Genomic DNA, 15349 nt, shown 5'->3' on the forward strand with positions numbered 1-15349 from the left:
CCATCCTTTTTGATATCAATTAAGAAAGGGAACTCATCGCAACATGCTTTGCATATAATATTGGATTTGCCTTAACATTATAATACATTTTTCGATCCTTGATCATTAGCGGAAAATCATGATCAGGTCTTTTGTTGACCTCAATTATCCAAATTTTCTCCTGCTCATCAATCCCGATGTCGATACCAAAATCTGCATAGGCACCTACATCCCTTTCAATCTGGTAAGCAAGTTTACAGCATACTCGAATGATTTCTTGATATTTTTGAAAGGCCTTTAATTCATCATAACCAAATTGCATTTTCAGTGCTTCTATCCCTTCTTTTGCAAAACCATTTGCTTTAAAATTGGAGGATATGGCATTTGTTTTTCCAAACCTTGCGATCATTCCTGTACAGTGCCAGTACCCCGTCTCATTTTTCTGCAAAATGACCCGGTAGTCCACCATTCTATCCTCAAAGGCATGTAACCGAATAGGCTGCTGCAACAAATAATACGAGTGATTTGAAAGGAATTTTGTCATTTCAGTTTCAGACATGCAACGTACTTCGTCGTCATAATTCTTAATCATTTGATAATATTGATCCTTTTTCTCAATAAAGTGAATTCCTTTCCCCCTTGAACCACTTTTTGGTTTTAAATAAACACCGTTATACTTTTCCAGGAAAGCATCCAAGGAATCCCGATTTATTTGCTTCGTTGTTTCTGGCAAGTAAACCCTTAACTCTTCATTTTGGGAAAACAAGTTCCAAAACTCCCATTTATCAAAGTAATGAGAATTAAAGAAACGGCGGTCCATTTTTGATGTTAGATCTTGTAAAGTTTTGTTAGACAGCTCAATCCTCCTAAAAATTGCCCCAGGAAACGGCAATTTTACTCTCCTCCAATGATCAGGGGATTCATGGTCATATACATAACCTGTTATTTGATCATTCGCAAAATCAATTTGGTCTTCACTAAATACAAAAAGAACGCCGTTTATTTGTTTGTAAGCTAAAGTATAGGTTAAATATCGATCCAAGTTTTCCGTTAATTTCTGTTCTGACTTTCCTAAAAGGATGCCGATTAAAGGACCAATAATAAGTTCACTGTTTTTAAATGAAATTTCATATTTTACTTTCGTATCCATCAATAGCTTTTGTATAATACAATCACTAACTTGAATTGTATTTCGATCTCTTAATTTATTAACATATACAACCGATTCAATCCTTCTCTTTCCATATGAAATGGAAATCCTTTCGTTATTTACGATTCCAATCGTTTCCGCCGTATTTTCATCCATACATATATACGGGTCATTTGAATTTTCTGGTTTGATCTCATATCGTATCATTTCAATTCACCCCTAAAACCTGCTACCCATTTTGAATAGTGTAACGGGGCTGCTTTTGCATGGTAATAAAGCTGGAAATCATTTGCATCAAGGGCAATGGTCATATCTGGAGTCCGATTATTGATTTCAATAATCCAGAGGTTTTTATCTTTATCCATTCCAATATCTATCCCTATATAGGCCAAATGGATCCCTCTTTTCTCCAATAATCTACAGCACAGAATGGAGATTTGCTCCATTTCTTTATACTTTTTATAGGCCTCTTTGAAATCTCCGCCATATATTTCACTTAACGTTTTCCATGACTTCTCTGCAGATCCTCCGCTTGATATATTGCTGACGATACTTTCTTTTTCGCCATACTTCGTTACCATGCCAGGGACAGCCCAAGATCCATGCTGGTCTTTAATGACAATCGCTCGAAAATCGATGACGCGATCATCATATTTCAGTAAAGGGATCCCTTTTTGAAATATATATTTTTTCAGATTCAATTCTGTTCCCATATAGTATTCCACTGCGTCCCAGTTATCTAATACTGTGATCATGTTTAATCCGCTTAACCGATAATTTAATTTATATTCTTGCTCGCCTTTCACCAGCTGATAAATTCCCATTCCCTTCATACCTGAAATAGGCTTTAAGAAGATGCACCCGTTTTCGTCAACAAGCTTCTTTACTTCTTGGAGATTTACTGCTAGACCGGTCTCCGGCAAGTATCCGCTTAATTCATCATTTGTAGAAAGCCACTGCCACATTTCCCATTTATTAAAAACATGCGAGTTAAAGTATTTATTACCAATTAAATTTTCTAAGATCATTCTTTCAGCTTTTTTCACTGTCTTCCTGCAATACATAACTGAAGGAAAGGGAAAAGTCCCTTTCATCCATTCTTTTTCAATTGGGTTATAGGAAAAACCATTAACGATCTTGTTTTCTTCGTCAATCCCATCAGAAGTTACCAAGAGAATGAGACCGTTTATATGCTGGTATTCAAGTAAATATTTTTTATAGATCCTCATTCTTTGCTCCGTCATTTCATCGAACTTCCCTAATATGAAGAGACCAATAATAGGGCCGATTAATAAAGCTTCTTCATCGATCGTTACTTCATATTCAATGAAATCAGGAAGTGAAAAACCACTCAAAAGATCAGCTGAAATATGAATGACTGATTCTTCTCCCTGATGCTTGAGTAGGGTTACTGCGTTTTTTCCGATGGCGCCTACCTTTACGTTAATCACCTGAAGCTCAGAAATAGATAGTTTCTCCAAATCGGCAGAATGAAGGGAGATAGAATGGCTAGATGTATAATTGGTTATGATTGTAAACTTCATCTAACCCTTCCTCCTTTAACAATTTAAATTCCTGTAAGCAAACAGCATAAAGAAGAGGCTGATACCGGATTTTTAAATACATGTTATAGTCCATGGCTTTAAACCCTTTGAAACTCGGGTAAATATTCGCCTCGAGTATCCACGGGTACCCTTCTTCATCTAATGCAATATCTAATCCGAATTCGGCAAAATGCCCTTCTTTTTTGTCCATCAATTGACAAAATCTTCGACAAAGCACTAATATCTTTTTATGAATCTTTGTATACGAAAAATCTTTACCTGACTCTTGGATCACTTCTTCCAAGGTCATCGCTTTTCCACCTCTGGCAATATTGGTCAGATCCTGGTTCTTACCAGCAACTCTGCACTCTATACCAGAACATCCCCAGGTTTCGGGGTCATATTTTTGCATGACTACCCGAACATCTAATGGTCGTTCTTCTAGCTTAAGAAGCGGGATATACGTTTGATACAAATAATTTAGGCTAATCACATCTAACCGAATCAATAATTCTACTAACGACTTAGCCTCATTAAAAAAATGTCGAACTCGAATCTTTTTACTAAAATCAGTTAATATAAATCTCTCTTCATTGTTATTTTCATATTCAAGTATATAAATTCCCCTGCCACGGGATAAGTGAACAGGCTTAATAATGATTTTTTGTTTTACTTTTACAAAATCTATTAATTTAATTAAGTCATTTTCATCTTTTAATAAATGAGTAGTAGGCAAATGTTTTTTTATTTCGGGTTCTTCCCGTAATAAATAAAGGTCGGATTTCTTAAAGTGGTGGGAATTGAATAATTTATTATTCGTTATTTCAATTAACCGATTAATCCGCTCTTGTTTTTGATGGAAATTTCTGCGGAATAATGTGGATGGAATTGGAGCTGAATCATATCTCCAGCCTTTTGCAACTGGATCATAAACCATGCCATAAGCAATATTCTCGTTCCAATCTATGGAGCGAGGGGAAAAAGCGATGACTAATCCGCCATATCTTTCATACTCTCCAAAGCGGTCTTCATACTTTTTCATATATTCAAGGTTATAATTCTGATTTTTTTCACCTAATAGGAAACCGATTGAAGGGCCTAAAACGACTTTTCCACTGGAAATTTTAAATTGATACACTAAATCCGCAGGAATGTGCATTTTTTCCACAACTGAAGTAGATAAATAGATTTCTATGGGAAAATGAAATGAATTATTACGTAAAACAACTGCTTCTTCATTGATTTTGAAGCAACATGTTTCTTCCTTAACTCCTAATGATAAGATCTTTAAATGATTTTGCTCGTTGGAGGAGACGATCCCATTTGGCAGCTTTATGATCATTTCATCATGTTCAAATGTTTTTAGCTTTACCCAAATAACTTTTTGTTCCTCTAAACCCCTTGCATGTTTACTGTCTATTTCAGGAAGTAATAAATCTCGATTTGGAGTTGCTTTCATTTTATTTTCTACCGTTTTATGATCTTCCATCACCAGCCCCTTTGCCCGCTCAATTGGCCACTCAACTATTTTTTTACATATTACAGGCTTCCAATCAGAAAGATCATTTATTATACTTCGTACGGAACAAAGTGATTTCAAATAGAATTCTCCAGATTTTGTGATGATGAATTCAAGTCCTATTTCATAAATCCCTGGATAATAATACTGGATTAACCTTAATATTTCTTGTGCAATCCTCCTTACTTCATCCTCCGATTCATCCTGAACCTTTTGCTCCCCTGTTACCATTTCTAAGCATTCAAAAAACGAATATTTATTATTATTTACATCCTTGCAGAAAAGGGCTGGGGTCTGCCAATTCCCATCTGCCAATTTTTGACCTAATAAATATATAGTAAAAGGAGAAATCTCCTGGGTATCATCCTCTGCCATATATTTATTGAATTCTGAATACGATTTAATTAATTCATATAGATTTTCCTTTTTTATTAAATGATGTTCATTTATGATGTGTAAATCCGGATGCTGGGAAAGCTTCCTTATTTTTTTTATATTTTCTTTTTTGTTATATTTCTTTGTACTATAGATAATGCCCGGAAGGTCGACTCTCCCCATTTTGACTACTGAATCTCCGTTAATTTTAATCGATTCTGCCTTAAGGTCTTTTAAAGAAACATTTTGTATTGTAAAAAATAAAATATTAAGGTCGAGTTCTTCACCTTTTTTAGCATATTGGTGGAAATATCCATCTCCCTTTCCAGTATTGTGGATTAACCTTTTCCATTCCAGCTTGGAAAGTAAGATCCCGACGGAGTCCTTTTGCATAACCTGCGCCTCCTAAAAAAAATTATTAGGTCCTTTATCATAAACTATATTCATTCCCGATAAAAAGGGTATAGGCATAAGCCAGAATGACAATGGATTAAAATATCGTTATATATAAAAAGGTGACAGCTGGCTTAGAAAACCAACTGTCATCTTTCATCCGCTGAGTAAGATTCACTGTATGATTCATTTCTCTACTGGACCCATCAAAATTACGAATGATCTTTGCTTATATAAGAATTGATTTTTTTAATTATATGATCAGTTTTTTCGTAGCCGGATTTTCTAATTAACCTCTTTTTCAAAAAAACACGGTTATGATAATGAATTATATATGGATCTATTTTATCTGGATGAAATTTCGGATGAAGTTTGTTATGAATTGTGAAATTCATCTCTATCGGAAGCGGCTTAAAAGGAATTCCTTCATCAGCTATAGCAAGTGATAAAGCAATCTGATCAGTAAATGTTCTTACTTTTGATAAATGCTCAAGTTTTAACAATGCCTTAATATACTTTTCCCAAGATGATAGTAGCCTGTCCTTGTAGATTCTTGGTATTGTCACAACGCCACTATTAAAATAAGGAATTGTTTCATAATTCGAGCCTAAAAGGTCATATCTTTCAGATGGTAATTTTATACCGAAATAGGAAAATAAATTCTCCCATTGTTCGATCGTTAGAGGATCTGAGTATGGGGGACAAGCTTGAATAAAATTTGAGGATATTTCCCTTGAAAAATCATTAGCGATGACTAAATCACAATCGAGTGCAATTAAGACGTCATAGTCCTCCTTCATTTCAAGCATTCTTAATTTATTGGCATAAGGGTATCCTTGAATGAATGGTTCCACTATATTTACTTTAACCCCCATATTTTGTAACGCATTCTTAACATCAGGATCAACTGATTGTATGAAATTCGCAACCGAATTCGCCTCGGCAAGTTTTCCCCCAAACTTTTTAATGGTTTTAAACAAAGTCAACACCCGAAAATTAAACTTTTCCGTATTCTCCCCTACACAGGAAATTAAAATTTTGGGCAGATTCGTTTTCATCCTTACTTACCCCCCTGTAATAATGTTCATTATGATTCGTACCTAAAAACAAAAACGCAGCGCATTACTTATCGACGTACAGCCTAGAGGAACTATGACGAGATAAAGGGAACACAATGAGCGTCTTTCCGAATTGATGTTGACTTATCGTAGAAAGAGTACCGAAGTCCGCTAGGCGATAGGCGTCTGGAGCTAGGCGGAGAAATTACACTAAAAAAGGTTATCCACAAGTCGAGAATTTACACCTCTTCTATTATTATTTTGAAAATAAGGAGATCTTTTTTAGTTTTAGCTTGGATGCATCGTCTAATTGATTAATTTTTTCCTTAAGAGCCTGTTTGGCAAAATTATATAATTCCATATCCAACTCATTGTTTTTCTTAATAATATTAATCACATCTTCAGAAAGCTGATCTTTTGTCAATCTATTTGGAGTTACATTGTCCTTTTTGTAAAAGCTATCGAGTTTACTCCAGCCTAATTCCTGACTCATTAAAAATAAGGATTCATTATACATTTCAGTTATGCCGACTACAGAAAAATAGTTTTTCAAATTTTCTTTCGCTAAATCTAAATCTGGAACCCCCCCACCTGAAACTTGCCGAGTTTGCATATTTACCGTCTGTATTTTAAATCTATCGCTTTCCATAAACTGTTTAATACTTAAATTTTTCGCTTTCCTATACATTTTATTTCTCTTATCTATTAATAAAAAATAATATAATGAGATTAGGCGCTCAACAGGATCTCTGAGCAATGTACAATAGGTAAATGCTTTCGGAAATTGTTCGTGTATTCCAAAGGGAAAATGTCCTCTAATACATTGAAGTTTTTGTATCTTATCCTTCGGAAAATTTATCTCCGGCGCTTTGGCTCCCCAAAAACCTAAACGACGAGTATGAACTAATTCAAATTCTTGATATTGTTTTTTTAATATACTCTCTAATGTTGTTCCTCCTGTTTTCGGAATATGCATGAAAATAACTAATTTATCGGTATTATTACGAATATTTTTTTCCACTAACATCACTTCCTTTTATTTATTTTCCCGCTTTTTCTCCTACTAGAATAATTAATATCCTTGATCGAAAGAGACATAAATCACAAGTATTTTTCTATTTTCATAGTATGAAGCTTGGTCCTATTTTGACAGGACAATTGTTAAGGGGAAATATACTCATTTTTGAGTATGTTGAGATTTATGCAGATCAACTGAAAAGATGGATGAACTATTTCCCTTGGAAACAGTTTTCGATCTTAGAGAGTAAAAATTACTACCGTGATTCAATAACGAGTATAGAGTTCCATGATTTTGTTAGCTTCCAAAAAAGCTATCTATTCCTTATCAAGAAATAGATAGCTTTTTTAAACTAGAATATAAGTTTTACGCCGCTTATAAATATGAGCACTGCCATAATGACTCTAAGTGGCTTTGCAGGTACTTTTGCTGAAAGGGAACTTCCTAATAGTACCCCGGGTATCGATCCTATTAATAGATTAGCTGCCAATAGATAATCGACATGCCCAAGACCAGCATGTAATATCCCTGCAACAGTGACTAGAGCAAAGGCATGAGCAATATCTGTACCAACGACTTCCGATGTTCTTATTCGGTAGATGTACAACAATGCAAGTGCAAATAAACTTCCCGACCCAATCGATGTAAGACCAACAATAAACCCTAATAAGAAACCAATCAGAACGCTTAGCCCTTTTTTCCCTTCTATTGGATCTGTCTTCTCTAGTTTCATTTTAAAGTGATTACTAAAAAAGTTTTGAAAAATCATTGCGGCGGCAACGAAAATGAGAACATACCCAATGGAATGCTTAATTATCTGTTCTAGATTTTGAAAATAAAAATCAAAAATCTTCAGCGAAACAATTGCGATTACCGCACCTGGAATACTCCCAAAAGACAAATACAAAACGATTCGACCATTAATCGTCTTCTGTCTCCAATGCTGGATTGTTCCAAACAATTTTGTTGCAGAATTATAAAACAGGTCCGTTCCAACAGCTACGATAGGGTTTATCCCGATTAGCATTAATATTGGAGTTAAAAGTGATGCTCCCCCTACTCCAGTCAAACCAACAAGAAAACCTACAAACAATCCCATAACAATAATTCCTATTTCCATTTTTACTTCCTCCACCGGATCCTTATCGGATTAAATTTGTTTTCCAACTAAGATAGGTGTTTACTACATGGTCACATGCTAGTGGTGATTCCTTATCTCTTGTTACAGAATATGCAAATAAACTTTTAGTTGGACTAGTTATCTTGCGGAAATGGCCTCCCAATCGCTTTTACCTTTGCTTAATAAAGTGCTTTGTTAATCAATGTTGTTGACCCTTTAATAGAAAGTGCAATAAGTATCTCGTCAGCATCAATTAAATGATTTATATTAACTTCCATCCTTTTATCTCTAGGTTTGTGCTTGTTTTCTGTTCATGCCGTTTCCATTGCATCAATCCGTTCATAAACTAAAATTGTGAAGGTGAAAACATATTTGAAAGGCGAGTGGCATCTTGAATAATAATGGTGATTCCAAGAATCATGTTTTCTGGCATCAACCAGCGATAGAGAAAGAAGATCGCGAAAAACTGCATGGCCATAAAAGTATAATGATTTGGTTTACGGGGCTTTCAGGATCAGGGAAGTCAACAATAGCCAATGCTCTTCAGCATCAATTATTTAGAAAAAACATTAGCGTTTATTTATTAGATGGCGATAATCTCCGTCATGGCATTAATAAAAACCTCTCATTCACTGCTGAGGATAGACAAGAAAACATTAGGAGAACAGCTGAAATAGGCAAGCTGTTTGTAGATGCTGGAGTCGTTGTACTTGCTGCACTTATTTCTCCATTTGAAAAAGAGCGATTGAATGCAAGGGCACTTTTTAAACCAGACGAGTTTATTGAAGTTTACATCAAATGTCCACTACTGGAATGTGAAAACAGAGATCCGAAAGGACTTTATAAAAAGGCTAGAAAAGGAGAAATAAAAAATTTTACTGGAATCGACCAGCCTTATGAAGCACCAAAAAATCCAGAAATCATCATTGATACAAATAAATTATCGATTGATGATTCTGTAGAAATCCTCTTATCATACCTTTTTGATAAAGTTTGTCTTATGCTAAATCCAAAGGAGTGATTGATTTTGCCATTAAGTATTCCTCATGGCGGCAAGTTAGTTAATCAAATAGACTTAAATTACAATTTTTCTACCCTTTCAAGTGAAATTGAAATAGATGCAATGGCACTATCTGATTTAGAGTTAATTGCAAATGGAGCTTATAGTCCACTTATTGGCTTTCTTGGAAAGGAAGACTATAAATCTGTTATAGAGAAAATTAGGTTGGCAAATGGAGTTGTTTGGAGTATCCCGATTACCCTTCCCGTTTCTGAAGAAGCTGCACAGAAGCTAAGGATAGGGGAAAAGGTGAAGCTAACGTTTGAAAATGAAACTTACGGTGTATTAGAACTACAAGAACTTTTTACTCCCAATAAAAAAGAGGAAGCAGAAAAAGTGTATCTAACAACCGACCCCGATCATCCTGGTGTCAAAAAACTTTTTGAACGTTCAAATGTATATGCAGCCGGACCTATTATATTAACAAAAATCCCACCGAAAAATCCTGATTTTAGCCACTACTACAAAACGCCATTGGAAATAAGAAAAGAATTTGAAAAAAAGCATTGGAACACAGTTGTAGGATTCCAAACGAGAAATCCTGTTCACAGAGCTCATGAGTATATCCAAAAAACAGCACTAGAAATAGTTGATGGCTTATTTCTAAATCCCTTAGTTGGTGAAACAAAATCGGATGATATTCCAGCAACTATTCGAATGAATAGTTACAAAGTGTTATTAAAAAACTATTACCCATATGACCGTGTATATTTAGGTGTATTTCTCGCCGCCATGAGATACGCTGGGCCAAAAGAAGCTATATTCCATGCCCTTGTTCGAAAGAATTATGGCTGTACACATTTTATCGTTGGACGAGACCATGCTGGAGTAGGTGATTATTATGGTACCTATGATGCACAAAAAATCTTTACACAATTTAGTTTTGAGGATATTGGCATCACGATTCTTTCCTTTGAACATAGCTTTTATTGCACAAAATGCAAAAATATGGCTTCAAGTAAAACGTGCCCTCATGACAAAAAAGACCATTTACACCTATCTGGAACAAAGGTCCGAGAAATGCTGCGTACCGGGATTACTCCACCTCCGGAGTTTAGTCGCCCCGAAGTGGCTGAAATCTTAATCAAAGGGTTAAAAAATTCATAATGAAAAAAGCTGTTTAATAGAAAACAGCTTTTTTCATTATAGTTCGAATCCAAACTCCCCGATCTTATGCTCTTCATTATGAAAGTCTGAGCCGCCTGTCATAAGTTTTTTATACTTTTTCGCTAGACTTTTATACCGGATGATGTCCTCTTCGCGATGTTTACGATGCCAAACTTCGATTCCATCAAAAGGCAGCTGCATTAACTCTTCCACGATTATATCATCTTGAATAAGCAAAGGATGGGCTAAAACCGCCGTTCCCCCGGCGTTGTGAATCAAGTTGATTCCCTCATCGGGAGAGTGAACCATCTTATCCACTGCACAAGGTTTTCCATCACCTAAATAAAGATCAAATACTTCTTGGGTGTTTTTTGCATATCCTTTAGCAACCACTGCTTTTGCTATATGGGGGCGAGCAATTATGTCTCCTTTACTATATTTTTGGACATCATCAGAAGTAATCGTCATCCCCAGTTCACAAAACTTGTTTACAATCAATTGAGATCGATGATAACGATGTTCCTTCATTTTCTGTAAAATATCTAATAACTCTTTTGATTCTTGAATATGATAGCCTAAAATATCAATGCTTTTTCCTTTATACTTCGTGCTTAATTCGATACCTTGTATTACCGTTAAATTCAATTTTCTTCCCGTTTGTAATGCCTCTTGAAATCCATCTATTGTATCGTGATCTGTTATGGCAATCGTAACTAATCCTTTTTGTGCTGCCATTTTTACAACTTCACTAGGGGAAAAACTGCCATCTGAAGCGGTTGTATGCAAATGCAGATCAAAACAGCCATTCTCAAGGGCTTTCTTAAGCTCCAATCAATTCTCTCCTTTTATGAGTTTCTGGAAAACTGGAATATTACTATTTCTAATCCCTTATTTTCCTCCTTACAGGTTATTTATCTTTTAATTATATGTGAACTACTTAGGTAAATCATACAAGCAAAATTAATAATCAAACGTACAATGTACAAAGTGAAAGGAGTGTAAACATCACAATGAAGCCCCTCTCGGTTAGTCATATAAAAACAATCCTTGATGGCGAATTGATTCAAGGGTCTGATGATGTGATTGTTCATTACGGTGCATATCGTCTTAAACAAATAAAAAATCGCAATACCATTTTCTTTTCAAATACGATGATTCTTGATTGGGAACGCCTAAAAGAATTTCTCCCCTTAGTGCTTGTAACAAATCAGAGATCGAGCCAAGCCAAAAACATTAAAAATTTAACCGTCATAAAAGTAAAAGATGCGGAAAAAGCATATTGGAAATTTGTGGAATATTATCGCAATCTATTTCAAATTCCTGTTGTAGCCATTACAGGGACTTCCGGAAAGACGACGACAAAAGAAATGGTTAAGCATATTCTCTCAGCAGATAAAAAAGTTGCAGCTACAATTGGCACGAATAATTCACGAACTGCTCATTTGCAATACCTCCTGAGTATTGATGATGAAACTGAGGCCGCAGTTTTTGAAACAGCCGTTGGTACCCCAGGGGACGTGTTAAAGGCAAGTGAATATTTCAAACCTACGATCGGGATTATTACGAATATAGGGGCGCATCACTTGAATTATTGCAAAACGCTTGAAGCTTATATTGATGCCAAAGGTGAAATGATAGCAGCGCTTAATCATTCAGGCCTACTTATTATCAATGCGGATGATCCAAATAGTAGAAAAATAGATTTAAGTAATTTTCATGGAAAGATCATAAAAATTGGAAAAGATTCAGCTTGTCATTTTAGAGCTTCCGATATTAAATACCGTAAAAAAGGTATGGATTTTATCGTCCGTCATGAACAAAATAATTACCCAATGTTCGTACCGGGATTTGGAGAACATCAAGTTTATAATGCGCTTTGCGCTGTTGCAGCTGCCCACGCAATAGGCGTTAGTCTTCCTAAGGCTGCCGATCGATTAAAGAAATTCAAAAAGTTCAATAAGCAAATTCAAGTATTTGAAGGGATAAATGGTTCTACGCTTATAGATGATACATGGAGCATTACAACAACTTCATTGGAGGCAGCTTTAAAAGTGTTAAATGAAGTCGGAAAAGCTAAGAAAAAAGTAGCTATATTAGGTACCATAACTGATTTAGGATCTTGGGGATATGTGATTCATGAACAAGCAGGGGAATTAATACATCAGAACGGTGTAGATGTTCTCGTTACGATCGGTTTCCATGCGCGCATAATGGCTGAACACGCTGTGAAAAGCGGCTTGAATGCACAGGTCTATACATTTAACAATAGTCCCCTAGCATATGATCTTTTAACAAAAATCGTAGATGAAAATACAATTATCCTTATTAAAGGAGATATGTACAGCAAGCCAATTATCGAATTAGCGTTTAAATTACGAAAGAAAAAGTAGCTCCCCCTTTTCATGATGATTACTCAAAGGGGGAGCATTTTTTATACAAGTTTGTATTTTCGGCCATTCGATTTTGTAATAACTTATTCTTCTACCACCCACACGAAGATATCACTAAGAACATATAATTAATAAAATTAATAAAATTATATTACTTCTGAGGTGTATATCTTGAGTGATTCATTAGGAAAATGGAAGCAAAGTTTACTGTTACGACAAAGTCCCTTAACAGCAAATAGTATTCCAGAAACGGACATTTACAGTCTTAAGAACCTGATAGATTTAATGAATCGGCATGACTATGTTTATGTTAAACACGATACCTCTGGACAAGGAAGAGCCATGTTTAAGATTTTCAAACGAAATGATGGGCACTATTGTTTTAACGGTTTTACCTTCCAAGGTAAGCTAATAAATAAATGTGTGACAGCAATTGAGGATTTCCACCAACTTCTACACCCATTTGAGAAATTTGGGCGATTAACGAACTATATTATTCAAGAAGGTATCCCGAGTTTGACTCTGAATAGACTCCCGTTTAGCATTCGATCTCATGTTCAGAATCTAGAGGGACAATGGGTAATTGGTGGAATGTTCGGAAAAATAGGTAGCGATGAAGCAATCGATCATGGAATTGCCAATACCCATCAAGGCGCTCAAGTCGTACCGATGGATAAATTGTTATCCGTACATTTGAAGATGGATGATGCTAAGAAAGATGAAGTAATTGATTCTTTACAGAAAGTTTCTATTTCGGCTGCCGAAGTGATCGCATCGCAATTTCCTTGTCGGGAATATGGGATTGATTTGGGGCTACATCGCAATGGAGAACCTGTCATATTTGAAGTGAATACGACTCCAGGAATCGGTGGATTTGCCCGTATCGAAAATAAGGCCCTATGGGAACGAATTGTGGAAATTCGGAAATTGCAGAAGGAGCTGAATTTAAAAGATAGCTTTTTATAAGCGGAAGCTCGCCATTTTTAAAACGTTTTCCTTTATGCAATACCCAGACAATAACCATTTATTTTTCATATTATATTTTGAGGAAAGGAGGAGCTTGATTGCAGCCATTACTAGTAAAAGACATTCGGAATTTACTTCAAGGTGAATTAATTTGCGGTTCAGAACTCTGGAAGGTAAGAGATGCCATTTATTATAAGCGGCAAGATCTTACGAAGCGGTATACACTTATATTTGTCAGCAGAAGTGATTCTATTAACTGGGGGGAAATTAATAACAAGGGGCCTTCTCTTGTCATTTCTGACCTGCCTGCTTCGGAACTGAAAAAAGCCCTGTCAGATACAACTGTCATAAAAGTGAATAACCTTGTGCAGGCATACTGGAAATTTATCGAGTATTATCGCGGTCTTTTTCATATCCCTGTGGTGACAATAACGGGGACATGCGGGAAAACAACCACGAAAGATATGATCAAGCATATTTTAAGTAAGGATCGAAATGTCCAGGCATCTATTAGCAGCCAGAATGAGCCCCGAAGGTCATTTCCTTATTTAATGGGGATTGATGAAAAAACAGATGCCGCCGTGTTCGAGCATGGACTAGGAAACTCAGGTAATATTAAACACCAATGTATGATCTATCAGCCGACAATCGGAATCATTACAAATATCGGTGTTCATCATTTAGATGGGTGTCATAATCTTGAAGGCTATATAAAAGCGAAATCAGAAATAGTAGATGGAATAAAAAAAGGCGGCACGCTCATTTTAAATGCGGATGATGAAAATACGAAGAAAGTGCCTTTGCAATCATTTAAAGGCAAAATAATCTATTTCGGAAGCAGTACGCGATCAGATTTCAGGGCTTCTACTATCAAGTTTTCAAAAAACGGAATGGATTTTCTGCTTCATTTTAAAAATAAAACATATAAAGCTTTTATCCAAGGATATGGTGAACACCAAGTATATAATGCACTGGCTGCCCTTGCTGCCGTTAATGAGATTGGAATGAAAATGGAGGAGGCAATCTCGCGTCTTGCATCTTATAAAAATATGACTAGACATTTAGAGGTTTCTAGTGGGATTGGTGGAAGCACGATTATTGATGATACATGGACAAATAATCCTACCTCTGTGGAAGCTGCATTAAAGGTACTGGACTCCATTGGCAAAGGAAAAAATATCATTCTTGTCTTGGGTGATATTAACCGATTGGGGAATTTTGAAAAGAAGTATCATCGTGAAATCGGTAGCATGGTTGCTAAAAGGAACATCCATACTCTTATTACGATCGGAAACAAGGCAGAGGAAATTGCAAAACAAGCTGCGAGAGATGGAACGAAGGCTAATGTCCATAGCTTTAAAGATGTTAATGGGATCATGGATATTTTAGACCCAATTCTTAACCGCCATGCCATTCTACTCATCAAAGGACCAATGTCAAGCCGCTCAATGATCGAATTTGCCAATCGTTTAAAAATGGATACTTGAATTTAACCTAAAGCATCTACCAAACTAGAATAAAAATTAATCAAACGATTGATTAAAACTAATCAATCGTTTGATTAAAACGTCAGATTGAAAAAAAATCGCCTGTGGTAACTTGGAAGAGTATTGCATTGACCGAAGATGGTCATCATCACAATAATTCTTCTATGTATTAATTAAAGGATA

General features: G+C 35.7%; 12 protein-coding genes. 5 read left to right on the plus strand and 7 right to left on the minus strand.

The window, feature by feature from the left end; genetic code table 11:
- Positions 1–19: 19 nt before the first annotated feature.
- From BGM26_RS13375 to BGM26_RS13400, 6 genes are all read right to left on the minus strand, one after another.
- Positions 20–1336 carry a YheC/YheD family endospore coat-associated protein gene (locus BGM26_RS13375; protein WP_217040286.1) on the minus strand — a complete coding sequence of 439 codons (1317 nt, stop codon included), beginning with the start codon at positions 1334–1336 and terminating at the stop codon, positions 20–22.
- Complete coding sequence (locus BGM26_RS13380) at positions 1333–2673, minus strand: YheC/YheD family endospore coat-associated protein (protein WP_217040287.1); 1341 nt, start codon at positions 2671–2673, stop codon at positions 1333–1335. Before BGM26_RS13380 ends, BGM26_RS13375 begins: the two co-directional genes overlap by 4 nt.
- Positions 2639–4960, minus strand: coding sequence for a YheC/YheD family endospore coat-associated protein (locus tag BGM26_RS13385; protein WP_217040288.1), 2322 nt, complete (start codon positions 4958–4960; stop codon positions 2639–2641). The genes BGM26_RS13380 and BGM26_RS13385 overlap by 35 nt, the downstream gene beginning before the upstream one ends.
- Before the next feature lie 212 nt (positions 4961–5172).
- Positions 5173–6018: a glycosyltransferase family protein gene (locus tag BGM26_RS13390; protein WP_217040289.1), complete on the minus strand. Its 846-nt coding sequence runs from the start codon at positions 6016–6018 to the stop codon at positions 5173–5175.
- Between the two features lie 256 nt (positions 6019–6274).
- On the minus strand, positions 6275–7039 hold the full coding sequence (locus BGM26_RS13395) for a sulfotransferase family 2 domain-containing protein (protein ID WP_217040290.1): 765 nt from the start codon (positions 7037–7039) through the stop codon (positions 6275–6277).
- A gap of 349 nt (positions 7040–7388) precedes the next feature.
- Positions 7389–8156 (minus strand): sulfite exporter TauE/SafE family protein, encoded by a 768-nt coding sequence (locus BGM26_RS13400; RefSeq protein WP_217040291.1) that lies wholly within the window; start codon positions 8154–8156, stop codon positions 7389–7391.
- Positions 8157–8547: 391 nt separating this feature from the next.
- Between BGM26_RS13400 and cysC the strand changes: the two genes are divergently transcribed.
- Together cysC and sat are read left to right on the plus strand one after the other, a co-directional pair.
- Positions 8548–9177 (plus strand): adenylyl-sulfate kinase, encoded by a 630-nt coding sequence (gene cysC / locus BGM26_RS13405; RefSeq protein ID WP_217040292.1) that lies wholly within the window; start codon positions 8548–8550, stop codon positions 9175–9177.
- Between the two features lie 6 nt (positions 9178–9183).
- Complete coding sequence (sat, locus tag BGM26_RS13410; protein WP_217040293.1) at positions 9184–10323, plus strand: sulfate adenylyltransferase; 1140 nt, start codon at positions 9184–9186, stop codon at positions 10321–10323.
- Between the two features lie 36 nt (positions 10324–10359).
- Here the strand turns inward: sat and BGM26_RS13415 are convergent, their stop codons facing one another.
- Positions 10360–11154 carry a PHP domain-containing protein gene (locus BGM26_RS13415; protein ID WP_217040294.1) on the minus strand — a complete coding sequence of 265 codons (795 nt, stop codon included), beginning with the start codon at positions 11152–11154 and terminating at the stop codon, positions 10360–10362.
- Between the two features lie 179 nt (positions 11155–11333).
- Here BGM26_RS13415 and BGM26_RS13420 point away from each other — a divergent pair, with 179 nt between their 5' ends.
- The 3 genes from BGM26_RS13420 to BGM26_RS13430 all read left to right on the plus strand — a co-directional run bounded on the left by BGM26_RS13420 (position 11334) and on the right by BGM26_RS13430 (position 15166).
- Positions 11334–12713 (plus strand): Mur ligase family protein, encoded by a 1380-nt coding sequence (locus BGM26_RS13420; protein ID WP_217040295.1) that lies wholly within the window; start codon positions 11334–11336, stop codon positions 12711–12713.
- 171 nt (positions 12714–12884) lie between these two features.
- Positions 12885–13679 (plus strand): YheC/YheD family protein, encoded by a 795-nt coding sequence (locus BGM26_RS13425; RefSeq protein WP_217040296.1) that lies wholly within the window; start codon positions 12885–12887, stop codon positions 13677–13679.
- A gap of 98 nt (positions 13680–13777) precedes the next feature.
- On the plus strand, positions 13778–15166 hold the full coding sequence (locus tag BGM26_RS13430) for a Mur ligase family protein (RefSeq protein WP_217040297.1): 1389 nt from the start codon (positions 13778–13780) through the stop codon (positions 15164–15166).
- Positions 15167–15349: the final 183 nt, after the last annotated feature.

It is taken from the genome of Bacillus sp. FJAT-29790 (assembly GCF_019039215.1).
In the GTDB taxonomy this organism is placed as follows: domain Bacteria; phylum Bacillota; class Bacilli; order Bacillales; family Cytobacillaceae; genus Cytobacillus.

Coding starts and splice junctions, on each gene's coding strand:
- BGM26_RS13375 (WP_217040286.1), bottom strand. CDS start 1,336: ATGATACGATATGAGATCAAACCAGAAAATTCAAATGACCCGTATATA.
- BGM26_RS13380 (WP_217040287.1), bottom strand. CDS start 2,673: ATGAAGTTTACAATCATAACCAATTATACATCTAGCCATTCTATCTCC.
- BGM26_RS13385 (WP_217040288.1), bottom strand. CDS start 4,960: ATGCAAAAGGACTCCGTCGGGATCTTACTTTCCAAGCTGGAATGGAAA.
- BGM26_RS13390 (WP_217040289.1), bottom strand. CDS start 6,018: ATGAAAACGAATCTGCCCAAAATTTTAATTTCCTGTGTAGGGGAGAAT.
- BGM26_RS13400 (WP_217040291.1), bottom strand. CDS start 8,156: ATGGAAATAGGAATTATTGTTATGGGATTGTTTGTAGGTTTTCTTGTT.
- BGM26_RS13420 (WP_217040295.1), top strand. CDS start 11,334: ATGAAGCCCCTCTCGGTTAGTCATATAAAAACAATCCTTGATGGCGAA.